This is a genomic window from Brucella sp. (genome assembly GCF_032066345.1).
Classification (GTDB): Bacteria; Pseudomonadota; Alphaproteobacteria; order Rhizobiales; family Rhizobiaceae; genus Brucella; species Brucella pseudogrignonensis.
The window spans coordinates 326,210-349,195 of sequence record NZ_DAMBKZ010000002.1 but is presented as its reverse complement, the minus strand read 5'-3'; the positions used below and the strand labels follow the sequence as shown (position 1 = coordinate 349,195).

Sequence of the window (22,986 nt, the reverse complement as noted above, 5' to 3'; positions counted from 1 at the left end):
GGCACTTTGTCAGCGAAAAGAAAGCCTCATCTGCCAATATGGACAGTCTTGACTGTCACTTTGATTTGTAACTATAAAAGTTACATGAATAACTCTGGCAATCCATTTACCGATCCGCAGCTCGTAGCACGTTACGCAGAAGGGCCGCCGAAAGCTGTGCCGGGCTTTCGGGATATGCAGCGCATGACGCGTTTGCTGCTTGCCGAAATCGTGTCCGATACTGCAAGCATTCTGGTGTTGGGTGCGGGCGGTGGTCTTGAACTCAAGCTCTTTGCGGAAAATCACCCGCATTGGACCTTTGAAGGTGTCGACCCTTCCGCAGAAATGCTTCAATTGGCGCGGCAAAACCTTGGCACCAATGCAGCTCGTGTGAACTTCCATGAAGGTTATATCGATAGCGCAGTTCTCGGGCCATTTGATGGAGCAGTCTGTTTGCTGACCATGCATTTTCTGGATGAGAAAACGCGCAAACAAACTCTTTCAGACATCCATCGCCGCCTGAAACCCGGCGCACCATTTATCATGGCACATTTCAGTTTTGAGCAGGGCAGTGCCGATGAGCGAGCTTTGTGGTTGTCACGCTATTCTGCCTTTTTGAATGATTCCGGTGTCGATATGGCAAGTGCAGTAAAAGCCGGTACAGCGATCAATGAGCGTTTGCATATTCTTACGCCGCGACAGGATGAGGCGCTGATACGTGGTGCGGGCTTCAAGGATCTGAGCCTTTTTTATGCATCTTTCACCTATCGCGGGTGGGTTGCCTACGCATAAATATGGGACGCTGAGAGGGCTAAAAGAATCCTATGGCGGCGCAATTGAATTCGCGTTAGCTTGCCGCGAATTCTCGGAGTGCCTTTCAATGTCTTTTCTGACAAACCTGACCTTCATTCCCGAATGGACCATTTTCGTCCAGTTCGTGATCGCTACTGCAATTTTATCCATCACCCCCGGCCCGGACATGACGCTTTTCGTCGGTCGTGCGCTTTCTGAAGGCAAGGCCGCTGGCTTTGCCTGTATGGCAGGCGCAAGCACCGGCATTGTCGTGCATACGAGCATGGTAGCACTTGGGCTTTCAGCGCTCATCCTCGCTTCGCCTGCAGCCTTCACCGCATTGAAGGTGGTGGGTGCGGTATATCTCGTTTGGCTTGCAGTACAGGCCATCCGCAAAGGTTCGGCATTTTCACCGGAAAAGAATGGCGGCAAGAAGCACACGTTGGTTCAGAACTGGGCGACCGGACTTGGCATCAACCTGCTCAATCCGAAGATCATCCTGTTCAATATGACCTTCCTGCCGCAGTTCGTTTCGGCACATGATCCTCATGCGATGGGAAAGCTGTTCTTTCTGGGATTGTCCTTCATTCCGCTGGCACTGCCTTTCACCATTCCAATGGTGGTTGCAGCCGACAAGTTCGCCGGTCTTCTCAAAAAGAACCCAACTGTTACGCGAATTGTCGATTGGCTTTTTGCGGGCGTCTTCTCGGCTTTTGCGCTGAAAATTATCACCGCACAGGCAAAGTGAAATTACGCAGCCGGTCCGTTAGAGCGCGTTTTGATCTGATTGGATCAGATCAGCGCTCTAACTTATTTTTTTACCGCGCATCTTTGTCCGAAAACCGTTTCACACTTTTCGGGATGCGCTCTAAAAATCGCCCGGCGTTGCGACCGGCAATCAGCCAGTAGACGAAGCCGCCGACGATGCCTGAACATGCAAAGGCGCCGGTCAGAAGAGCGATACTTGCAGCAATCCGTTGATCAGCGACAGCAAGTAGCGATCCAGCGCCCACTCCCAGCAGGCCAATCACAAGTCCGCCAATGCAATAGGGCAGGGATGATTTCCAGCCACGCACTTCGCTGATCACGATCAGCACCACTGCCGGGAAAAAGCTGAAACCACCCGCCATTGTGGCCAGTACAGGGCCACCTATCAGAACCGCCGCATAAAAGCCGGTCATATCCCAGGCGTCGCGAATCTCGTTGAAAACATCCTGAAAGAACGGATCGGAAAGCGCATAACCGAGCACATCGATCTGGCTATACAGAATGGCCGCCAGAAAGAATCCGGCGGCCAGAACGGCTACGCAATAGCCGAAAACAATAACAACAAAACGCGAGATATAATCGAACGTATCAGTCAACCGCGCTTAGTCCTCGTAAATTACTCACCGTGTCCGGCGATCATCATCGCTTCAAGCGCCAGACGTTCTGTCTTGCGCATACGTTCTGATTCCGATTTCAATTGACCACAGGCCGCCAGAATATCGCGGCCGCGTGGCGTGCGGATCGGCGAAGCGTAGCCTGCCGCATTCACATAATCGGCGAAGCGTTCAATATGCTCCCAGTCGGAGCACTGGTAGTTGGTGCCCGGCCATGGGTTGAACGGAATGAGATTGATCTTGGCCGGAATACCGCGCAGCAGCTTCACCAGCAGCTTGGCGTCTTCCATGCTGTCATTGATGTCCTTGAGCATCACATATTCAAAGGTGATGCGCTTGGCATTCGACAGGCCGGGATATTCACGGCAAGCCTTGATCAGCTGTTCCAGCGGATATTTCTTGTTGATCGGCACCAGAAGATCGCGCAGTTCGTCGCGCACGGCATGCAGCGAGATCGCCAGCATCACGCCGATTTCTTCGCCGGTGCGATAGATTTCCGGCACAACACCAGAGGTCGAAAGCGTGATACGACGCTTGGAAAGTGCCAGCCCATCACCATCGGATGCAATCAGGAGAGCCTTCTTCACTTCCTCGAAGTTATAAAGCGGCTCACCCATGCCCATCATGACGATGTTGGTGACCTTGCGGCCCTCAGCAGGCACGATAGCGCCATCCGGTGTGTCGGTATCCGGGAAATCACCAAGACGATCACGCGCGGTCAACAGCTGCGCCAGAATTTCTTCTGATGTCAGGTTGCGAACCAGCTTCTGTGTGCCAGTGTGGCAGAAGGAGCAGGTAAGTGTGCAGCCAACCTGAGAAGAAATGCAAAGCGTGCCGCGGCCTTCTTCAGGAATATAAACGCATTCGATTTCGACAGGGCGCCCGGCACCGCGTGGTGGGAAGCGGAACAGCCATTTGCGCGTTCCATCCTGCGAGATTTGTTCTTCAACCACTTCCGGGCGCGCAATAGTGAAATGCTGCGCCAGAAGAGCGCGCAGATCCTTGGAAATGTTACGCATATCAGCAAAATCGGAAACGCCGCGCACGTATAGCCAGTGCCAGAGCTGCGCAATGCGCATCTTGACCTGCTTTGGCAGAACGCCAACCTTGATCAGCTCATCAGCCATTTCCTCGCGCGACATGCCTATGAGCGACGGCTTCTGCTCCATGTTTGCGCGCACATGGCGGGCAAGCTGGTCGCGCGTATCATCAATGGTTAAGTCGAACGAAATGGACATCTGTTTTCAACTGTTGAGGACGCCGCATAAAGCGCGCCGGTAAATCTAGAGCATGTCTCCCGAAAGTGGGAACCGGTTTCGGGATGAAGACATGCGTAAAAACAAAAGCTTAAAGCGTGTCGCCCAAATCTGATTGAACGCGACATGCTTTAGCGATTGCATGGATATATGGGCTCGTTCATTTGAAATGCGAGCCCTTTGCGCGCGCTCATAGCACACAATATTCGATCCGTCATCCCGCAGTGTTTCGCGGCAGGCATGCATAAGTGACAACACAACGTCAAAAAGAAAAGCCGGAGCGGAGCCCCGGCTTAATAATTTAACTCGAACCGATTGGCTTATTTGCACTTCTGAATGGCTGCGAGCGCTGCCGAAATGCCCTTGAGCGAATAGGTGTAATTGGTCTTGGTGCCGCGCTTGGACTGTGCCTGCACCTTCATGTCCGAACCGCCGCGCATTGCTGCGATCAGCTGTGGCTCTTCCGCTGCATTTTCCATCCAGCCGGATTTGCCATTGACGAACATCGTGAAATTGCGGTTGCCGATGGTCACGATAACCTTGGCATTCGCATTGGTATTCAGCTCATAACCGGCCATGAACTGTGGTTCAAAGCTGACGTTCTGTCCTGGCTTCTGGCTCACGAGGAAGAAGTTATCGCCATGATCAACGTTAGCAGGCGCTTTCTGCGTCGGAACGGACAGGACATAGCAAACCTTGCCATTGCCTGACTGATAGCTATAGGCGCCCCAGGCGTCGAACTGCTTAATCTGGGTCGGTGTCTGGGCGAGTGCCGAACCCGCCATTGCAATCGTAAACACCGAAGCCGCGACGATCGATTTTCCAAGCATGGTTTTTTACCGGTTCTCTTTCGTTTGCTTCAAAGTCGAATATCGGGATGTCGCCGTTCATCACGCCGTCCCGTTTAGTGACCCTTAATGTGCCTTAATCTGGGTTACCAAACGGTGAAGTTTTGAAAGAAAACTTGAACGAGTAGACCTAAGTCCCCGCGATCCCGTTGCCAACTTCATCCAAAAGAAAGCGGCAAGAGTTTGTCATATTGCGTCAATGCACGATGATCGTGATGTCGCCCCATAACAAAGCTGTGAAGGGGAGAGGCCGCTTTAAGCAGCCTCACCGTCGTCGCGAAGAGCCTCACGGGCTGCGATTCTATGGGCGGGCGTTATATGTGTGCGAACAGCAGTCAATGCTGCCATAAGCACTGCAATGTCATCGGTGAAACCAATGCCAACGAGCATATCGGGGATGACATCGAAGGGCAGAACGAAATAGGCAAGTGCTGCCATCAGTGTCATGCGCACACGCGTCGGCGTGTTCTGGTCGAGCGCGCAATAATAGGCGGCCACAACCTCATCCATAAACGGAACCATGCGACCGGCACGACGTGCGGTCTTCCAGAATCCTTTTTTCACCCGTTCGCTGCGATCATTGAAATCGCCTTCATTGCCGGGCTCCAGGATTTCATCAATCTTGACGCTATCCATGTTTGGGCAATCTCCAGTAAGCCGAATGCAAGGCCACAATAGCATTGGAAATGGGAATATTGCATCCAGCTTTCAAGTCGGAATGCATTTCCTGCATGAACCGTCAGCTACAAAAAGCCTCTGAAATCAACAAAATATGGATTCGAGAAAAATCGGGTTTCGGCCTGATTTGCCTGCGTGAACGAGCTTAAATCATGTCGCGGAAAAGTGGGAACCGGTTTTCCGATAAAGACACGCATAAAAATAAAGATATAGAGCGAGCGCGGTAGCTAGGATTAAGCGCAACATGCTCTGGTTGATTGGAGAACCTTGATGCATTTCACCGGCTATGGCGAAAACTTTGTGCGCAGTGACCGGTCAAGCCAGTTCTATCGCGGCCATCAGCTGGCGGCGGCTCAGGACATTAGCGATCATGTCACCATCGATGTGAAGGATGGCATTTGCTACGACATCACCGCCTATATGCGTTTTCTGCTGGGGGCAGGTATTTCCGAGCACACGTTACGCGGCACATCGGGCCAAAACTGGATTCCGCTGCTGAATTTCAAAGCCGGTGAATTGTGGAACGGCTATTCGGCGCTTCCATACGGGCGGGCGATTGGCTTCTACGACGTGAAAGCGGGCCACATTTTTCATTCAGCCGTTGCGGTCGGTGACATCTACATTCGCAGCATCAATGGCGGAACGCTCGGTCAGAACTGGAGTGATCGTATCGATCTAACCAAAGCGCTCCCTTATATGGGGCGAAATCGCGAGGGCAATTTCACACATCAGAAAAAGCCGATAATCGTTTATATTTCAAAAGTTTGATCGTTCTAAACCAGCGAATTCATCTTGCGAGCAAGCTTGATGTCCAACTCGGTAATTCCGTTCTCGCTGTGGGTCGATAGCGTGACATCGACACGATTATAGACATTGAACCATTCGGGGTGATGGTCAAGCTTTTCGGCATAAAGTGCTGCTCGGGCCATGAAGCCGAACGCCGCGTTGAAGTCCTTGAATTTAAAACTTTTGCTGATTGCTTCGCGGTCATCGACCTTCTGCCAGCCAGTAAGCTCGCCAAGTGCCTGTTTCAGTTCGTCATCAGTCAGCCTGTTGCGTGCCATTGTCTTTTGCCTATGTTGTTGGCTATTCAGCTCTAACTTATCATAGCCGCGAGAGTTCCGTGACCCAATCAGCCCCGACCAGTATTCTATTTGTCTGTGCAGGCAATATCTGCCGTTCGCCGCTTGCGGAAGGCGTGATGGCTCAGGTTCTGGCTGAGCGTCGCATTGATCATGTGCTGATCGATTCGGCGGGCACAAATGGCTACCACACCGGCGAAGAGCCGGATGATCGTTCGATCCGTGTTGCAGCGAAACATGGTCTAGATATTTCCGAGCAACGCTGCCGCCAGCTGACGCCGGGCGACTTTACGCGTTTTGATCTCATCCTTGGGATGGATCGCTATAACATGCGCATGATCGCTCAAAGACAGCCCGCAAATGCAAGCGCTCGTATCGGGCTTTTCACCGAAATTGCAGAAGGAAAAGCCGTTGAAATCCCCGATCCTTACTATGGAGATACCGGGGATTTCGAACAGGTTTACCGGATGGTTCTGGCCTCATCAAAGGCACTTGCCGACCAGTTCTGGCGTGATGCAGGCACCAAAGGCCAGGCTTCCTCGACAACATAGGGTCCGCCGCCGACAGAATCGCGTGAGGACATCAGCACGAAGCGGCCCACCTTGAACGGCATTGTTGAGAAATTACCTCTTGATGAGAGATAATGCACGACATCCGCAATGTGCGGATTTCGCAGCCGTGCCAAAGTCACATGGGGTGTGAATTTACGCGGATCGGCGGGAATGCGAAGCCGCTGGCAAATGCGTTCGATTTCGCCTTGCAATGCGTTGAGTTCAGGCGAGGGGGATACGCCCGCATAGATGCTGTGCGGCTTCTTGGAACCGAAAGCATCGACACCTGACAGGTTGAGCATGAATTCGGGGCGCCGCACGCGATCAAGCGCATTGGCAACCTCGTCGGCCACATGGCCTTCCACATCCCCGATAAAACGCAGGGTTATGTGGTAATTTTCGACATCAATCCAGCGTGCGCCGGGGAGGCCGCCTCGTAATAACGAGAGCGAAAGCGCGGCGTCGCGCGGGATTTCGAGGGCAGTAAAGAGACGCGGCATAAAGCATCCTCCTCGAATCGTTCTGCGCCAGAGCGTCGTGTGGTCTAAGCCACGGGAGGACGCTCTGAGTTAGAGTGCCTATGCACCGATCATCAGAAAAACGAATCTTTTTCCCTTACCGATGCAACTCTCAGCGAATCATTCTTCGCTGTTTTGAGCAAGCTGTTTATGCCTCCTGATTGTGTCAGCCGCCCGATGTCCCCGCCTTTTGTTCAGCTTTCAGGGTTTTCTCGATCACCGGCATGAAATTGGTGACCATTGTTTCAACGCCCTTTTCATTCGGATGCATTCCGTCTTCCAGCAGTAGCCCCTTTTGCGTGGCAACGCCGTCGAGGAAGAACGGATAAAGCGGCACGCCGTACTTCTGCGCAAGCTTCGGGTAAATCGGGTTGAATTTCTCGGCGTAATCCTTGCCCATATTGGGTGGTGCCATCATGCCTGCAAGGATAACGGAAATGCCGCGTGTCTTGAGGCGCGACAGCATTTCATCGAGATTTTTCTCGGTAATGTCGGGGGAAATACCGCGCAGCGCATCATTGGCACCCAGTTCCAGGATGACCAGATTGGTGCCATCAGGGATCGACCAGTCAATGCGTGCAAGTCCACCCGTTGTCGTGTCGCCCGATACGCCGGCATTTTCGATACTGACTTCATAACCCTTGGCGTCCAGCGCTTTTTCAAGCTGCTGCGGGAAGGCGGCGTTAGAAGGCAGAAGATAGCCCGCCATCAGACTGTCGCCAAAGCCAACGATCTTGACCTGTGCAAGCTGTTCGGTCGGCAAAGCATCTTCAAGACCGGTCGGATCTTCCTGCGCACGCGCACCGGTAGCAATAAAAGACGCAGCTATGACAAAAATCGATAGCCATACCGGGATCGAGAGTTTGAAACGCATCGTTAGCAACCCATATCTAGCAAAGGTGGGCAAATCGCCCAGAGGACTTCTCTTCAATTTCTGGCGCAAAACAAGTTCAAATTTGTGGCGCGCTCTGGCCTTGAATATTCATATAGGAAGAAAAACGCGTGACGGAACAGGTGACTTCGCTAAATCATGGCCCGATCATCGAGCTTGAGAATGTTCATCTGACTCTGGGACATGCGGCATCATCCGTACATGTGCTTAAAGGCGTCTCGCTTTCAATTGCCCAAGGAATGTCTGTTGGCATCGTCGGTCCGTCGGGATCAGGCAAATCCACACTTTTGATGGTTCTGGCCGGTCTTGAGCATATCGACCAGGGAACGGTCAAGATTGCCGGTGAAACCATCAGCCAAATGACCGAGGATCAGGCTGCCGCTTTTCGTGGCGCCAATATCGGTATCGTTTTCCAGTCCTTCCACCTCATCCCGAATATGACCGCATTGGAAAATGTCGCCGTCCCTCTGGAGCTTGCCGGGCGCAAGGATGCCTTTGAGGTGGCCGAACGTGAATTGCGCGCTGTTGGTCTTGGCGAACGCCTCACGCATTATCCGTCAGAACTGTCGGGTGGTGAACAGCAGCGCGTGGCCATTGCCCGTGCGCTTGCGCCAAGCCCCAAAATCCTGATTGCCGATGAGCCGACAGGCAATCTCGACACGGCTACAGGTCGTCAGATTGCCGATTTGCTGTTTTCCAAGCAGCGTGAAAACGGATTGACGATGGTCCTTGTCACGCATGATCCATCGCTTGCCGCTCGATGCGATCAGGAAATTCCGGTGCGTTCAGGCCGTATTGAGGAGCCCACACGAAAAGAGACTGCGCTTGAAACAGCGGTGGCTGGCGAATGAGCAGGCCGATGAGCAAGTTTGCTTCCTTCTCTCTCGCTCTCCGCTTTGCATTGCGTGAAATGCGTGGCGGGCTCTCCGGATTTTATATCTTTCTGGCCTGTATCGCCTTGGGTGTCGCAGCGATTGGTGGCGTGAATTCAGTTGCACGTTCGGTCAGCACAGGGATTGCAGCCGAAGGCCAGAGTATTCTTGGCGGCGATGTCAGCTTTGCGCTTAATCAGCGCGAGGCAAGTGCCGACGAGCGCGCTTTCATAGACCAGCAGGGCAAGGTTGCCGAAAGTGCCACGATGCGCTCCATGGCACGTCTGCCGGATGGCTCCGATCAGTCGCTGGTTGAAGTGAAGGCGGTGGATGCCGTCTATCCGCTTTATGGTGCATTAAAAGTTACGCCTGAGCTTTCGCTTGATGACATGACGAAACAGCAGAATGGCGCCTATGGCGCCGCTGTCAGTCAGGATTTTCTCAACCGCATGGGCGTTCAGCTTGGAACGAAAGTTCTGCTTGGGTCTGAAACTTTTGAGCTGCGTGCATTGATCGAAAGCGAACCTGACCTTCTGTCGTCGGGTTTTAATTTTGCGCCGCGTTTTCTGGTTTCGATGGATGGCCTTCGTGCGTCTGGGTTGATCCAGCCCGGAAGCCTTGTCGATCATATCTATAAGGTGGCATTGCCGGATGGTGCGCCCGATTCCGCAATTGCTGAGCTTCGCACCCGCGCAGCTGCAGATTTTCCGGATGCAGGCTGGAATATCCGCTCACGCAACAATGCAGCTCCGGCGTTGACCGCAAATATCGAACGCTTCTCGCAGTTTCTCACGCTGGTGGGCCTGACGGCGCTTATTGTTGGCGGCGTTGGTGTCGCAAATGCTGTGCGTGCCTATCTTGATGGCAAGCGTGGCGTGATTGCGACGTTTAAATCATTGGGTGCGCCTGCACGTTTTGCAGTGCTGGTCTATCTTGTGCAGATTATGGTGATTGGCCTTATCGGCATCATACTTGGTCTGGTGCTTGCCGCGATCATCCCATATGCAGCCGCTTTGGCGCTCGCCAATTATCTGCCCGTTGCAGGTGGCGGCGGCTTCTTCCCGCAAGCACTTGCTTTGGCGGCAGTTTTCGGTCTCATCACGACGCTTGCCTTTGCGATTATCCCGCTTGGTCGTGCGCGTGAAATTCCGGCAACCGCGCTATTTCGCGAACAGGGCTTTGAACAACGCGGATTACCGCCACTTCTTTATCTAACGCTTGCTGTTTTGCTGATTGCTGCTTTGGCAGGCTTGGCACTTTACGTCGCTTATGATCGACGGATTGCTGCGATCTTTATCGTATCATCGATTGCTGCGTTTGGTGTTTTGCGGCTGGTCGCGGACGGTATCCGCTGGCTCGCACGTCGCGCACCGCGCACGCGTTCAACAGCAGTTCGGCTTGCAGTTGGCAATATTTATCGACCTGGCGCGCTGACACCATCCGTGGTGCTTTCGCTGGGGCTTGGCCTTACGCTGATGGTGGCGATTGCGCTCATTGATGGCAATCTGCGGCGTCAGGTGACGGAGAATATTCCGGCACAGGCTCCGGACTTTTTCTTTGTCGATATTCAGAACAATGACATCGGTGATTTCACCAAGCTTGTGAGCGGCATTGTCCCGGATGGCAAACTCACCTCCGGTCCGATGCTGCGCGGTCGTATCGTCGCTTTTAACGGCACCAATGTTCGTGACATGACCATTCCGCCAGAAGCGGCCTGGGTTCTGCGTGGCGATCGTGGCATTACCTTTGCTGACAAAGTTCCAGAAAATTCGACGCTGACCGAAGGCGAATGGTGGCCCGAAAATTACTCCGGCGAGCCGCTTGTTTCTTTCGCAGAACGTGAAGGCAAGGAGCTTGGGTTGAAGCTTGGCGATACGGTTATGGTCAATGTGCTTGGCCGTAACATCAATGCCAAGATTGCAAGCTTCCGGCAGTTACAATGGGAAACGCTGGCGATGAATTTCGTCATGGTGTTTTCGCCGAACACTTTTGCCGGTGCGCCTGCCACATGGCTAGCAACGCTTACAATTCCTGATGGTCAGAAGAACCTGGCGCCCGATGTCCTGCGACAGGTTACAAAAACATGGCCAGCGGTTACGACCGTCAGCGTGACTGATGCGCTGGATGTGGCGAATGATCTGATCAGCCAGCTTGCAACGGCAATTCGGGCTGCTGCATCCATCGCTCTTGCGGCTTCTGTTCTGGTATTGGGCGGTGCTCTGGCTGCAGGCAACCGCGCCCGCGTTCACGATGCGGTTGTGCTGAAAACGCTGGGTGCCACGCGCGGCACGCTGATTGCAGCCTATATTGTTGAATATATGCTGCTGGGTCTGGCAACTGCGGTGTTTGCGCTGGTCGCAGGTGGCGTGGCTGGCTGGTATGTGGTGGTGGAAGTCATGAAGCTGAAGGCGCAGTTCTTGCCGGATGTCGCGCTGATGATGGTGGCTGTGGCACTCGTTCTAACCGTTGGATTCGGTCTGGCCGGCACATGGCGCGTGCTGGGTCAGAAGCCTGCAACCGTGCTCCGAACCATATGAAGCATTTGTAACCTTGCAGCTTAAATTCGCTTAAGCCCTTGGATCGCATGGATAATGCGATCCAGTTTTCAAGTCGTTTATCACGATTTTTTACAGCTGGTACTTGTGTGAGAACGCTAAAATCCCCATAATAAAACGCAGGCATGCTGGGGTCCCGCCAGCGGCGCCTGGGAGCGGCTCGAAAAGAGCCTGACCCCGACACCGGACGGGACAACGCAAAAGGATTTAAGTCATGGCTGACTTTCGCAATATTCAGGCACAGCAGAGGCCGGTAGGTGGCGCTCGCGTTGGTGCTGACATCGATCAGGGCCTCCGCAGCTATATGCTCGGCGTCTACAACATGATGGCAATTGGTCTGGTTGTTACAGGCCTTGCTGCTTTGGCTGTCTCATCGCTGGCAACCACAACCGATCCGTCGGCAGCTGTTGCACAGCTTGCAAACGGTAAAATGCTCACCTCACTTGGTGCAGCACTTTATACATCGCCGCTGCGCTGGGTGGTTATGCTCGCTCCGCTCGCAGCTGTTTTCTTCCTGAGCTTCCGCATCGAGCGTTTGTCGGTTTCGACCGCTAACGCCGTGTTCTGGGGCTATGCAGCTCTCGTTGGTCTGTCGCTGTCGTCGGTCTTCCTAGTCTTTACCGGCCAGAGCATCGTTCGCACCTTCTTCGTAACGGCTGCTTCATTCGGCGCATTGTCGCTCTATGGTTACACGACCAAGCGCGACCTGTCCGCAATGGGCTCGTTCCTGATGATGGGTCTGTTCGGCCTGATCATCGCTTCGGTCGTTAACATCTTCCTCGGCTCCACCGCGCTGCAGTTTGCAATCTCGGTGATCGGCGTTCTGATCTTCGCAGGCCTGACCGCTTACGACACGCAGTCGATCAAGGAAATGTACTTTGAAGGTGATTCTGCGGATTCGCAGGGCCGCAAGGTTGTTATGGGCGCGCTGCGTCTGTACCTCGACTTCATCAACATGTTCATGTTCCTGCTTCAGTTCATGGGTAACCGTGACTAAGAGCATGTCTCCCAAAATTGGGAACCAGTTTTGGGTTAAAGACCTGCTGAGAAGATACTAAACGAAGAATACGTGAGGGCAGCGGAAACGCTGCCCTTTTTGCTTTTCAAGCGGGCAGCCCGGAGTCATGCTGGACGGGCAATTTTAACTGAGTCTTGGCCTCCGACATGCCCCATATCCGCGATTTCAAGCCTACTGATATTGAAGCCATCACGATGATCTACACGGAGGCCGTGCTGAACGGTTCCGGTTCTTACGAGATCGAGCCGCCCACCATTGAGGAAATGGCACGGCGCTTCGACATCTTTGTCGAGCAAGGCTTTCCAATTCTTGTTGCAGAAGAAAATGGACTGGTCTTGGGCTATGCCTATATCAGCTATTTCCGCACCCGACCGGCTTATCGCTGGCTTGCGGAAGATTCGATCTATATCGCACCCGATGCCAAGGGGAAGGGCGTCGGCAAGCTTCTGCTTGGCGAGCTCATCCAGCGTGCGACAGCATTAGGCTTCAGGCAGCTGCTGGCGGTTGTTGGTGATGGTGAGCACAATATCGGCTCTGTGAAGCTGCATGAGAGCTTGGGATTTATCCATTGCGGACGAATCCAGGGCTCAGGCTTCAAGCATGGGCGCTGGCTTGATACGGTCCTCATGCAGCTGTCGCTCAATGGAGGCTGCATTGTTGACCCTGGCGAGATGCCGCTGGCTTAATTATCAACCAGCTTCAGGCTCTTATCGAAAACGCGGAGCACACGTTCAAGCTCGTGTCCGCGTTTCATAATGAGACCGCTTGCAGATATCACAGAATAGGCACCCTGCTTCTGGGCAAGCTTTGGATTTTTCTCGACGCGGAAAAGCGGGACCTCGCTCGCACGGCGGAAAATAGAGAACACCGCTCTGTCTGCGAGATGGTCAATCGCATAATCACGCCATGCACCTGTCGCGACCATGCGGCCATAAATATTGAGGATTTTACCAAGCTCGTGTCGGTCGAAGCTGACGGTCGGAGCAGGCGGTTTTATCTGCCCTAGAGGTACAACCTTGGGCGATGCCGAAGGATGGGAAAGCGAATGAGAGGACGCATCCTCGTTCGCAGCGCTTGGTCTATCCATGTCCTTCCTTTCGTCGCCGACATTGATTGTAAAGGAAACGCGGGAACACCGATCAAATCAGCTCATGACAGTAAGGTGATGCTTTTGTAAAATGATTGCAAGACCATGAAGCTTCTATGGCAGCTTCTGCCAAGCTTATCCTATAAAAATAGGTCCCAATTTATTGTATATTAGTTGATCACGAAAAGAGAATGCTTGTTCTCAATGGTGATTGTCAGCCACATTTTGGCCTTGTCAACTTCGCATTCCGGCCTGATTATGACGTCAGCATCTACACGTTGCCTGAGACGGTTCGGTTCGGGTATGTCCGACCCCAAGCCCCCCGCCCAAAGGACTGCCCGAACCGAACCAACCTTTACTGGCCTACAGCGTAATTCCTTAAACTTGAACCAGTTTAAGGTAAAAGATTGCCATAAATATAAAGTGTTAGAGCGACCTTTGTGCGTCCAAAAGGGCGCACTGCGCGTTAGCCACTCAGACAGATGCAACGCTTCCTAAAAATCAAAGATTTTACGTATTCACCAAGCATGGATTGTGTCTGCCTGGGAAGTCTAGAGACCTAGCCGATCTTCCTGTTTGAAAATAGCTGCACCGTGAATCTGGCCAAGAGCATTGTCGCTTTTGCTTTCCTGCAGTACGACCGCACAGCCGGTCACGTCTTTGCGCGTGAGTTCTGAGGCTGGCAGCTCAATCTTCAGAGCTTTGCCATCCCACATGCCGATTGTATTGATGTCAGTCACGGTGTTGCGATAGGTGACTGACTGCCCGGCGTTCTCACCCTTATCAATCGGGATTGTCACTGAATCGCGCAGGTAAAACATTACCACATGAACGGGCTTTGCAGGCTTTTTGCCTGCCGCTATCTCGATAGACAGACGACCGTCATCAAGCTTCTCGATACTAACGGGAACATTGAGCTTGCTCGCCGCAATATGCTGCTTAACAACCTCAGCGTCGCCGCCATTCATTTCCGATGCGCCATTTACGATCGCTTGAGGCGTGTAGACCATCTTCGCATTGAACGAATTGCGATAGGCATTCTGGCGATCTGTATTGTCCTGAGAAGCTAGCGTATCGCGCCAGCCCATATAATCCCAGTAATTGACGTGGAATGACAGCGCGAGCACGTTTGCATCATCGGCGTATTTCGCCAAATTCTTGTCAGCCTGTGGGCAGGATTTACAGCCCTGACTGGTATAAAGCTCAAGAACCGAAGTTCGCGTGCTGCTATCCTGAGCCTTTGCCACCCCATGCATGGATAGACACCCGGTGAAGGCCAAACCCAGCGCGGCACAAACACCGCGCAAGCCGGGAACGTATTCACCGGAAAGCCATGTATTTGTCCCTTGGAAGGGCGAATGGAAGGTCACTTTGGGTTCATCCTGCAATAATTGACGCTGACATCTATTATGTAGGAATTACGACGATCAATAGGAATTCACGTTGCAGTGAGATTTGCAGGCAATGTGTTTCTTTTATCTCACTGTCACAATCTATGGAAAAGCCGCCGGATTGCTCCGGCGGCTTTTTATTTCGACGATTTCGCTGATTAAGCAGCGAGATCGCGCAGAACGGTCTGCAGAATGCCACCATTCTTCATGTAGTCGAGCTCGTCCAGCGTATCGATACGGCAGATAAGCGGAACCTTCTTCACCGTGCCATCGGCATAGGTGATGGAAGCTTCAACCTTCTGGCGTGGGCGCACATCGGCAAGGCCTTCGATGGAGACGATTTCGTCACCCTTCAGACCGAGCGTCTGCCAGCTTGTGCCTTCCTCGAAGACGAAAGGCACAATGCCCATGCCAACGAGGTTGGAGCGGTGAATACGCTCAAACGACTGCGCAATCACTGCCTTGACGCCAAGCAGATTGGTGCCCTTTGCAGCCCAGTCACGCGACGAGCCATTGCCATATTCGACGCCTGCGAAGACGACGAGCGGAACACCCTCGGCCTTGTACTGCATGGCAGCATCATAGATCGAGGTTTCTTCCTTCGACGGGTAGTGGATGGTGTAGCCACCTTCACGACCGTTTTCGCCAAGCATGTGGTTGCGAATACGGATATTTGCAAAGGTGCCGCGCATCATCACTTCATGGTTGCCACGACGTGTGCCGTACTGGTTGAAGTCGGCAATGCCGACGCCATGGTCGATAAGGTACTTGCCAGCAGGCGACTGTGCCTTGATGGAACCAGCAGGCGAAATGTGGTCGGTCGTGATCTTGTCGCCGAAGAGGCCCAAAACGCGCGCGCCCTTGACGTCTGCAATCGTACCAGCCGACTTGCCCATGCCAACGAAGTAAGGCGGGTTCTGTACATAGGTTGAATTGTCGTCCCATGCATAGGTCTGGCCAGCAGGAACCTGCACGGCCTGCCAGTTTTCGTCGCCCTTGAACACATCCGCATATTTCTCCGAGAAGACTTTGCGGGTGACATTCTTGGCGATGAATTCCTGGATTTCAGCCGATGAAGGCCAGATATCGCGCAGGAATACAGGGTTGCCGTTCTGATCTTCGCCAAGTGGCTCTTTGGTCAGGTCCTTGGTGACCGTGCCAGCAAGCGCATGAGCAACAACCAAAGGCGGCGAAGCCAGATAGTTTGCCTGAACGTCCGGCGAAACACGGCCTTCAAAGTTACGGTTGCCGGAAAGGACGGCAGCCGCAATCAGGCCCTTTTCGTTGATCGTCTTGGAGATCGGAGCAGGCAATGGACCGGAGTTACCGATACAGGTCGTGCAACCGAAACCAACGAGGTTGAAGCCGAGCGCATCAAGATCCTTCTGGAGGCCAGCGGATTCAAGATAAGCGGCAACAACCTGAGAGCCGGGAGCAAGCGAGGTCTTGACCCAAGGCTTGGTCTTGAGGCCCTTGGCGACCGCATTGCGTGCCAGAAGACCGGCAGCAATCAGAACGCTTGGGTTCGAGGTATTGGTGCAGGAGGTGATTGCAGCAATTGCCACATCGCCATGACCAAGATCATAATCTTCACCTTCAACGGCATAACGCGTGGTCTGGCCAGTGGTCTTTTTGTATTCGGTTTCAAGCGAAGTTGCGAAACCCGATCCGATGTTTTCCAGCGCAATGCGGCCTTCAGGACGCTTTGGACCAGCCATCGATGGCACAACGTCACCCATGTCGAGTTCAAGAATATCGGTGAAGACGGGGTCTTCGGAACCCTTTTCACGCCACATGCCCTGCGCACGGGAATAGGCTTCAACCAGCGCGAGACGGTCTTCTGCGCGACCGGTCGTGTTCATATAGTTGAGCGTTTCCTTGTCGATCGGGAAGAAGCCGCAGGTTGCGCCATATTCCGGACCCATGTTCGCAATAGTCGCGCGATCAGCCAGCGTCATGTTTTCGAGGCCTTCGCCGAAGAACTCGACGAACTTGCCGACGACGCCCTTCTTGCGCAGCATCTGCGTGACGGTGAGTACGAGATCTGTTGCGGTCACGCCTTCTTTGACCTTGCCGGTCAGGCGGAAGCCGATGACTTCCGGCAGCAGCATGGAAACCGGCTGGCCGAGCATCGCAGCTTCCGCTTCGATGCCGCCAACACCCCAGCCAAGAACGCCAAGGCCATTAACCATGGTGGTGTGGGAATCGGTGCCGACGCAGGTGTCAGGATAAGCAACGGTCACGCCGTCCTCTTCCTTGGTCCAAACGGCCTGTGCCAGATATTCGAGGTTCACCTGATGGCAGATGCCGGTGCCCGGAGGAACGACGCGGAAGTTCTTGAATGCCTGCTGGCCCCATTTCAGGAAGCGGTAGCGTTCGCCATTGCGCTGATATTCAAGATCCACATTGGCCTTGAATGCGCTTGGATTGCCGAACTCATCGACGATGACTGAGTGGTCGATGACAAGATCGACAGGAACCAGCGGATTGATCTTTTCCGGATCACCGCCGAGCGCCTTGAGGCCATCGCGCATAGCTGCAAGGTCAACAACGGCTGGAACGCCGGTGAAGTCCTGCATCAGCACGCGGGCAGGGCGGTAAGCAATTTCTGCACCTGCCGATCCGCGATCTGTGAGCCATGCGGCAACAGCTTCGATATCCGACTTCTTGACGGAGCGGTCATCTTCAAAGCGAAGCAGGTTCTCAAGCAGAACCTTCATGGAAAATGGAAGCTTGGAAATGCCCGCCAAGCCGTTCTTTTCGGCTTCGGTCAGGCTGTAATAGACATAGTCCTTACCGTTGACGGTAAGCGTTTTGCGGCTTTTGAAACTATCAATGTTAGACACTTTAGTTCGTCCTCATGCTGCTGGCCGGAAAACCAGGACGAACGCCTAGGCTAGCGTTTCAAGGACGCGCCAAGGTGCGGGTGCAGTCATTTCCGCTGTCCGCCCCGACACCTGTGCTCCTACAAACAACAGGCAATTCAGATCGGCCAAAATTTGTTTCCACACCGACCGCTGGCATGGTAGCTCTGATATAGTGAGTTTATTAAAACGATTCCAGACAGATTATCGTGAACCTGATCCCTTGCGGCAAAATGTTGCGATATCCCGTTTGGCTTTTGCCAAATGTGGTAAGGAGAGAATATGCGGCTTGGGGCCGAAAATCTGGCGGGCGAGCGCGGCGGCGAGACGATCTTTGCAGGTCTTTCATTTGAAGTATTGTCCGGCGAAGCGCTGATTGTCACTGGCCCGAATGGCTCCGGAAAATCCACTTTGCTGCGCATTCTCTGCGGTCTGCTTGCCCCTGAAGCTGGTAAGATCGAGCTGTTGGAAGACAGAGCCGCGTTGCCCGTTCGAGCAGCCTGCCATTATCTCGGCCACCAGAATGCAATGAAGCCCGCTTTAAGCGTACGTGAGAACCTTTTGTTCTGGCAGAAATTCAACGGTTCAGCACGATTTGACATTGATGAAGCGTTGGAAGCCGTTGATCTGCCGGGCGTTGAACATCTGCCTTTTGGCTATCTCTCGACAGGGCAAAAGCGCCGCGTTTCCATTGCCAAGCTGCTGACCAGCTATCGCCCGCTATGGATTGTCGATGAACCGACCGCTGGTCTCGACAAGGCATCCGAAGCGCGTTTTGCTGAATTGATGCGAGACCATATGGGAGAGGGCGGCATGGTGATTGCCGCAACGCATATTCCGCTCGGCCTCGAAGGTGTGCGGACGCTCGACATGGCGCAATATTCGCACGAGGTCGTGTGATGTTGGCATTGTTTCTGCGAGATTTGCGTTTGAGTTTCCGTGCCGGCGGCGGCGCGCTGATCGGTATTCTGTTCTTTCTGGCAGTCATTTCAGTGATGCCGTTTGGCGTCGGTCCCGATCTCAATCTCCTGGCACGCATTGGTCCCGCCATGCTGTGGATCGGTGCTTTGCTGGCAACACTTCTCGGCCTCGACCGGCTGTTTCAGGCGGATCGCGAAGATGGCTCGCTTGATCTGCTGCTGATCGGTGCAGACCGCCATATGCTGGCTTTTACAGTGTTTGTGAAATGCGTCGCTCATTGGGTCGCGAGTGTTCTGCCGCTGGTCATTGCCTCGCCGATGCTTGGGCTTTTCATGAATATGGATACGACGGCAACTGCTGCAACAGCGCTCACACTTCTGGTCGGAACCCCTGCAATTGCCTTTATCGGCGCTGTCGGCGCTGCACTTGCTGTGGCTTTGCCGCGCGGCGGTCTGCTGGTTTCGGTGATCGTGCTGCCGCTGACCATTCCAGTGCTGATTTTCGGCGTATCTGCTTCTTATGGCGCGACCGATGCGGTGGCACCTTTTTTCGCGCCATTCCTTATTCTCTGTGCGCTTGCTTTATTTTTCGCCGTTTTGGGTCCATTGGCAGCTGCGGCTGTTCTTAAAACGTCGGCGGATTGACGCAGTTGATTACGGTCAATTGAACGCCCTATCGGGTCGGGTTAAATAAAGGTCATGACGAAAGACATCGTGAAAACCACAAGCTGGCTCGATCTGGCAAATCCCACGCGCTTCCTCGCTTTCGTGGGCAAGGTATTGCCGTGGCTTGGCGGCCTGTCTGCGCTCATTCTGGCAACTGGCCTTTATATGGTTTTCCTGTCGCCGGATGATTACCAGCAGGGACTGACTGTCCGTATCATGTATATCCATGTGCCTTTCGCATGGCTTTCCATGATGTGTTATTCGATCATGGCAATTTCGGCGCTGGGCACGCTGGTCTGGCGTCATCCGCTGGCCGATGTTTCGATCCGCGCTGCGGCTCCCTTGGGCGCGGTGTTCACAGCACTTGCACTTGCAACCGGTTCGCTCTGGGGCAAGCCGATGTGGGGTACATGGTGGGTGTGGGACGCGCGTCTTACCTCCGTCTTCGTGCTCTTCCTGATGTATCTTGGCATTATCGCGCTGTCGCGTGCAATGGATGATCCGGCCAAAAGCGCCAAGCCTGTGGCGGTGCTCACACTGGTCGGCTTCATCAATATTCCGATCATCAAATTCTCGGTCGACTGGTGGAACACATTGCATCAGCCAGCATCCGTCTTCCGTATGGATGGCCCGACCATTGACGGCTCCATGCTTCGTCCGCTTTTCGTGATGGCCATCGGCTTCACACTGCTGTTTCTGGCGCTTCACATGATGGCGATGCGCAATGAAATCTGGCGTCGCCGGGTGGCTTCGATGAAAAAGCTCGCAGCCCGCAATGTGGATCGCAATCGCGCCAAACAGGCCGGGGAGCGTGCATAATGGGCAATCATCTAGGCTTTGTTCTGGCATCTTATGGCATTACGGTTGTCGCACTTGCTGTCACCATCGGCTGGATATTGATTGATCAGCGTATCCAGAAAAGTGAGGTGAAACGGCTTGAGGCGCAGGGTGTGCGTCGCCGTTCTGCCAAAGCATCCGGTTCTGCGAAATGACTGAGACAACGCAAAAGCAACCCGCATCCAAGAAACGTTCAACCTGGGTGGCATTGCTGCCGCTGCTGATCTTCGTCGCACTGGCTGCGGTTTTTGCTGTGCAGCTTTTGTCGGGCAAGGATAGCTCGACCATCCCGTCGGCACTTATTGGCAAGGATGCACCGCAAACCAGTCTGCCAGCCGTTGAAGGTTTGACACGCGACGGCGCGCCTGTTCCGGGGCTCAACAGCGAAGATTTCAAGGGCAAGCTTACACTGGTCAATGTGTGGGGATCGTGGTGCGTTCCTTGTCGCCAGGAGCATCCGCTGCTGATGGAAATCGCCAAGGACGAGCGCATTCGCGTGGTTGGCTTGAATTACAAAGATCAGCCCGAAAACGCCCGCCGTTTCTTGGGCGATCTCGGTAATCCCTTTGCCGCGGTCGGCGCCGACCGCGTTGGCCGCTCAGCCATTGAATGGGGCGTCTACGGCGTGCCGGAAACCTTCCTTGTCGATCAGAATGGCAAGATCGTCTACAAGCATGTCGGGCCATTTACGCCGGAATCTGTGAAGAACGATCTGATGCCAGCGGTGGCCAAAGCACTGCAATAATAAAAGTCTATAAAATGGAAAAAGCCCCGCATGTGCGGGGCTTTTGCTTTTTTAGTTCAATCAATCAGGCAATTTCCGGACTGCGCCCTTGGCAGCACTTGTTGCCATCGAAGCATAAGCCTTCAGTGCGGTTGAAACCTTGCGCTTGCGCTCTTCAAGCGGCTTCCAGCCTGTTTCATTCTGCTCGGCGCGGCGTTCTGCCAGCGTTGCATCATCAACAGCCAGATGAATCTTGCGGTTTGGAATGTCGATGTCGATGATATCGCCTTCGCGCACCAGACCGATTGTGCCGCCTTCGGCTGCTTCCGGCGAAACGTGACCGATCGAAAGGCCCGAAGAGCCGCCCGAGAAACGTCCGTCAGTGATCAGCGCGCAAGCCTTACCCAGACCCTTCGACTTGAGGTAACTGGTCGGATATAGCATTTCCTGCATACCCGGACCGCCGCGCGGACCTTCATAGCGGATCAGCACAATGTCGCCAGCCTTGATCTTGCCGTTCAGGATGCCGAGCACGGCGGAATCCTGGCTTTCGAAGATGCGTGCAGGGCCGGAGAATTTCAGAATGGAATCATCTACGCCTGCGGTCTTCACGATGCAGCCATCTTCTGCGAGATTGCCGTAAAGTACCGCTAGACCACCATCCTGACTGAATGCATGTTCCTTGGAACGGATGACGCCCTTTTCACGGTCGGCATCGACGCTGTCAAAGCGGCGTTCCTGAGAAAAGGCAACCTGTGTTGGCACGCCGCCCGGCGCCGCTGAATAGAACTTGTGCACCATTTCGCTATTGGTACGGGTGACGTCCCAATGATCAAGCGCCTTGCCCATGGTTTCGCTGTGTACGGTCGGCAGATCGGTATTGATGAGGCCTGCCTTGTCGAGCTGACCCAGAATACCCATGATGCCGCCTGCGCGATGCACATCTTCCATGTGAACCGTGTTGTTGGCGGGTGCGACCTTGCAGAGAACCGGCACGCGACGCGACAGGCGGTCGATATCGGCCATGGTAAAGTCGATTTCTGCTTCCTGTGCGGCTGCAAGCAGATGCAGAACCGTATTGGTCGAGCCGCCCATGGCAATGTCGAGCGTCATGGCGTTTTCAAAGGCCGGGAAGCTCGCTATCGAGCGCGGCAATACGCTTTCATCGTTCTGCTCATAATAACGGCGAGCAAGATCGACAACCAGATGACCGGCTTCAACGAAGAGGCGTTTGCGGTCGGCATGGGTTGCAAGCGTCGAACCATTGCCCGGCAGCGACAGGCCAAGCGCTTCGGTGAGGCAGTTCATCGAGTTTGCGGTGAACATGCCCGAGCACGAACCACAGGTCGGGCAGGCAGAGCGTTCAATCGCCTTGACCTGATCGTCGGTGTAGCTGTCGTCGGCAGCTGCGACCATTGCGTCAACGAGGTCGAGCTTCTTGACCTGATCATCCCAGATAACCTTGCCGGCTTCCATAGGACCACCGGAAACGAACACGACCGGGATATTGAGGCGCAGAGCAGCCATCAGCATACCGGGAGTGATCTTGTCGCAGTTGGAAATGCAGACCATCGCATCCGCGCAATGGGCATTGACCATGTATTCCACCGAGTCGGAGATCAGTTCACGCGATGGCAGCGAATAGAGCATCCCGTCATGGCCCATCGCGATGCCGTCATCGACCGCAATGGTGTTGAATTCCTTGGCAACGCCGCCCGCACTTTCGATTTCGCGCGCGACGAGCTGGCCGAGGTCTTTCAGATGCACATGGCCGGGAACGAACTGCGTGAACGAGTTCACCACAGCAATAATCGGCTTGCCAAAATCCTCATCTTTCATGCCGGTGGCGCGCCATAGGCCGCGCGCGCCAGCCATATTGCGGCCGTGGGTGGTAGTACGCGAACGATAAGGAGGCATTTTCAAACCTTTTAGGAACTGTTCTAACTTTGATGCCGGTATGACAGAATCATTTCCGCAGAGCAAAGCGCAAATTGCCCCAGAGACTGCACTGGCGCACTATTTTAAAAGGCACGTTGCATTCCACGGAAGGTTCAGGCGTGCAACAGCAATTGCA

General features: G+C 53.9%; 24 protein-coding genes. 13 read left to right on the top strand and 11 right to left on the bottom strand.

Annotated features, from left to right (window positions below):
• Positions 1 to 84 precede the first annotated feature (84 nt).
• A complete protein-coding gene (locus RT142_RS04150) occupies positions 85 to 771 on the top strand; it encodes a class I SAM-dependent methyltransferase (protein WP_313027547.1) in 687 nt (228 codons plus the stop codon).
• A gap of 88 nt (positions 772 to 859) precedes the next feature.
• On the top strand, positions 860 to 1,519 hold the full coding sequence (locus RT142_RS04145) for a LysE family translocator (protein WP_007873059.1): 660 nt from the start codon (positions 860 to 862) through the stop codon (positions 1,517 to 1,519).
• 70 nt (positions 1,520 to 1,589) lie between these two features.
• Here the strand turns inward: RT142_RS04145 and RT142_RS04140 are convergent, their stop codons facing one another.
• From RT142_RS04140 to RT142_RS04125, 4 genes are all read right to left on the bottom strand, one after another.
• On the bottom strand, positions 1,590 to 2,135 hold the full coding sequence (locus RT142_RS04140) for a hypothetical protein (RefSeq protein ID WP_112804588.1): 546 nt from the start codon (positions 2,133 to 2,135) through the stop codon (positions 1,590 to 1,592).
• A 20-nt stretch (positions 2,136 to 2,155) separates the two neighbouring features.
• Positions 2,156 to 3,391, bottom strand: coding sequence for a 23S rRNA (adenine(2503)-C(2))-methyltransferase RlmN (gene rlmN / locus RT142_RS04135; RefSeq protein WP_064320025.1), 1,236 nt, complete (start codon positions 3,389 to 3,391; stop codon positions 2,156 to 2,158).
• 338 nt (positions 3,392 to 3,729) lie between these two features.
• Positions 3,730 to 4,239 carry an invasion associated locus B family protein gene (locus tag RT142_RS04130; protein ID WP_064320026.1) on the bottom strand — a complete coding sequence of 170 codons (510 nt, stop codon included), beginning with the start codon at positions 4,237 to 4,239 and terminating at the stop codon, positions 3,730 to 3,732.
• Between the two features lie 273 nt (positions 4,240 to 4,512).
• On the bottom strand, positions 4,513 to 4,893 hold the full coding sequence (locus RT142_RS04125; RefSeq protein WP_064320027.1) for a YkvA family protein: 381 nt from the start codon (positions 4,891 to 4,893) through the stop codon (positions 4,513 to 4,515).
• Positions 4,894 to 5,205: 312 nt separating this feature from the next.
• Between RT142_RS04125 and RT142_RS04120 the strand changes: the two genes are divergently transcribed.
• The gene (locus RT142_RS04120; protein WP_064320028.1) at positions 5,206 to 5,703 is read left to right on the top strand and encodes a hypothetical protein; all 498 of its coding nucleotides are present in this window, start codon (positions 5,206 to 5,208) and stop codon (positions 5,701 to 5,703) included.
• A gap of 5 nt (positions 5,704 to 5,708) precedes the next feature.
• Here RT142_RS04120 and RT142_RS04115 read toward each other — a convergent pair whose 3' ends face one another.
• Positions 5,709 to 5,999, bottom strand: a complete 291-nt coding sequence (locus tag RT142_RS04115; RefSeq protein ID WP_112804589.1) for a 4a-hydroxytetrahydrobiopterin dehydratase — start codon at positions 5,997 to 5,999, stop codon at positions 5,709 to 5,711.
• A gap of 59 nt (positions 6,000 to 6,058) precedes the next feature.
• On the opposite strand from RT142_RS04115, the gene RT142_RS04110 reads away from it, so the two are divergent.
• Positions 6,059 to 6,568, top strand: a complete 510-nt coding sequence (locus tag RT142_RS04110; RefSeq protein ID WP_112804733.1) for a low molecular weight protein-tyrosine-phosphatase — start codon at positions 6,059 to 6,061, stop codon at positions 6,566 to 6,568.
• On the opposite strand, the gene thpR is transcribed toward RT142_RS04110, so the two are convergent.
• Together thpR and RT142_RS04100 are read right to left on the bottom strand one after the other, a co-directional pair.
• On the bottom strand, positions 6,478 to 7,068 hold the full coding sequence (gene thpR / locus RT142_RS04105; protein ID WP_105518044.1) for an RNA 2',3'-cyclic phosphodiesterase: 591 nt from the start codon (positions 7,066 to 7,068) through the stop codon (positions 6,478 to 6,480). The two genes, RT142_RS04110 and thpR, sit on opposite strands and share 91 nt — an antisense overlap.
• Before the next feature lie 184 nt (positions 7,069 to 7,252).
• Complete coding sequence (locus RT142_RS04100) at positions 7,253 to 7,960, bottom strand: arylesterase (protein ID WP_079211376.1); 708 nt, start codon at positions 7,958 to 7,960, stop codon at positions 7,253 to 7,255.
• Positions 7,961 to 8,100: 140 nt separating this feature from the next.
• Between RT142_RS04100 and RT142_RS04095 the strand changes: the two genes are divergently transcribed.
• The 4 genes from RT142_RS04095 to RT142_RS04080 all read left to right on the top strand — a co-directional run bounded on the left by RT142_RS04095 (position 8,101) and on the right by RT142_RS04080 (position 13,109).
• Entirely contained in the window at positions 8,101 to 8,829 is a 729-nt protein-coding gene (locus RT142_RS04095) for an ABC transporter ATP-binding protein (protein WP_409558563.1), read from the top strand.
• Between the two features lie 8 nt (positions 8,830 to 8,837).
• Positions 8,838 to 11,387 (top strand): ABC transporter permease, encoded by a 2,550-nt coding sequence (locus RT142_RS04090; RefSeq protein WP_313027538.1) that lies wholly within the window; start codon positions 8,838 to 8,840, stop codon positions 11,385 to 11,387.
• Between the two features lie 232 nt (positions 11,388 to 11,619).
• Positions 11,620 to 12,402 carry a Bax inhibitor-1/YccA family protein gene (locus RT142_RS04085; RefSeq protein WP_007873084.1) on the top strand — a complete coding sequence of 261 codons (783 nt, stop codon included), beginning with the start codon at positions 11,620 to 11,622 and terminating at the stop codon, positions 12,400 to 12,402.
• Positions 12,403 to 12,569: 167 nt separating this feature from the next.
• A complete protein-coding gene (locus RT142_RS04080; RefSeq protein ID WP_113158824.1) occupies positions 12,570 to 13,109 on the top strand; it encodes a GNAT family N-acetyltransferase in 540 nt (179 codons plus the stop codon).
• Here RT142_RS04080 and RT142_RS04075 read toward each other — a convergent pair.
• The 3 genes from RT142_RS04075 to acnA form a co-directional block, all read right to left on the bottom strand.
• Entirely contained in the window at positions 13,106 to 13,510 is a 405-nt protein-coding gene (locus RT142_RS04075; RefSeq protein WP_064320035.1) for a DUF2794 domain-containing protein, read from the bottom strand. The two genes, RT142_RS04080 and RT142_RS04075, sit on opposite strands and share 4 nt — an antisense overlap.
• 551 nt (positions 13,511 to 14,061) lie before the next feature.
• Positions 14,062 to 14,796, bottom strand: coding sequence for a thioredoxin family protein (locus RT142_RS04070; RefSeq protein ID WP_313027669.1), 735 nt, complete (start codon positions 14,794 to 14,796; stop codon positions 14,062 to 14,064).
• Positions 14,797 to 15,059: 263 nt separating this feature from the next.
• Positions 15,060 to 17,747, bottom strand: coding sequence for an aconitate hydratase AcnA (acnA, locus tag RT142_RS04065; protein ID WP_105518049.1), 2,688 nt, complete (start codon positions 17,745 to 17,747; stop codon positions 15,060 to 15,062).
• A 300-nt stretch (positions 17,748 to 18,047) separates the two neighbouring features.
• On the opposite strand from acnA, the gene ccmA reads away from it, so the two are divergent.
• From ccmA to RT142_RS04040, 5 genes are read left to right on the top strand one after another with little or no spacing between them, the layout of a single operon-like run.
• Positions 18,048 to 18,665: a heme ABC exporter ATP-binding protein CcmA gene (ccmA, locus tag RT142_RS04060; protein ID WP_313027531.1), complete on the top strand. Its 618-nt coding sequence runs from the start codon at positions 18,048 to 18,050 to the stop codon at positions 18,663 to 18,665.
• Positions 18,665 to 19,330 carry a heme exporter protein CcmB gene (gene ccmB / locus RT142_RS04055; RefSeq protein WP_313027528.1) on the top strand — a complete coding sequence of 222 codons (666 nt, stop codon included), beginning with the start codon at positions 18,665 to 18,667 and terminating at the stop codon, positions 19,328 to 19,330. Before ccmA ends, ccmB begins: the two co-directional genes overlap by 1 nt.
• Positions 19,331 to 19,384: 54 nt before the next feature.
• A complete protein-coding gene (locus RT142_RS04050; RefSeq protein ID WP_113496070.1) occupies positions 19,385 to 20,170 on the top strand; it encodes a heme ABC transporter permease in 786 nt (261 codons plus the stop codon).
• The gene (ccmD, locus tag RT142_RS04045) at positions 20,170 to 20,343 is read left to right on the top strand and encodes a heme exporter protein CcmD (protein WP_313027524.1); all 174 of its coding nucleotides are present in this window, start codon (positions 20,170 to 20,172) and stop codon (positions 20,341 to 20,343) included. Before RT142_RS04050 ends, ccmD begins: the two co-directional genes overlap by 1 nt.
• Entirely contained in the window at positions 20,340 to 20,933 is a 594-nt protein-coding gene (locus RT142_RS04040; protein ID WP_313027521.1) for a DsbE family thiol:disulfide interchange protein, read from the top strand. Before ccmD ends, RT142_RS04040 begins: the two co-directional genes overlap by 4 nt.
• Positions 20,934 to 20,993: 60 nt before the next feature.
• Here the strand turns inward: RT142_RS04040 and ilvD are convergent, their stop codons facing one another.
• Positions 20,994 to 22,829: a dihydroxy-acid dehydratase gene (gene ilvD, locus RT142_RS04035; RefSeq protein WP_064320042.1), complete on the bottom strand. Its 1,836-nt coding sequence runs from the start codon at positions 22,827 to 22,829 to the stop codon at positions 20,994 to 20,996.
• Positions 22,830 to 22,986: the final 157 nt, after the last annotated feature.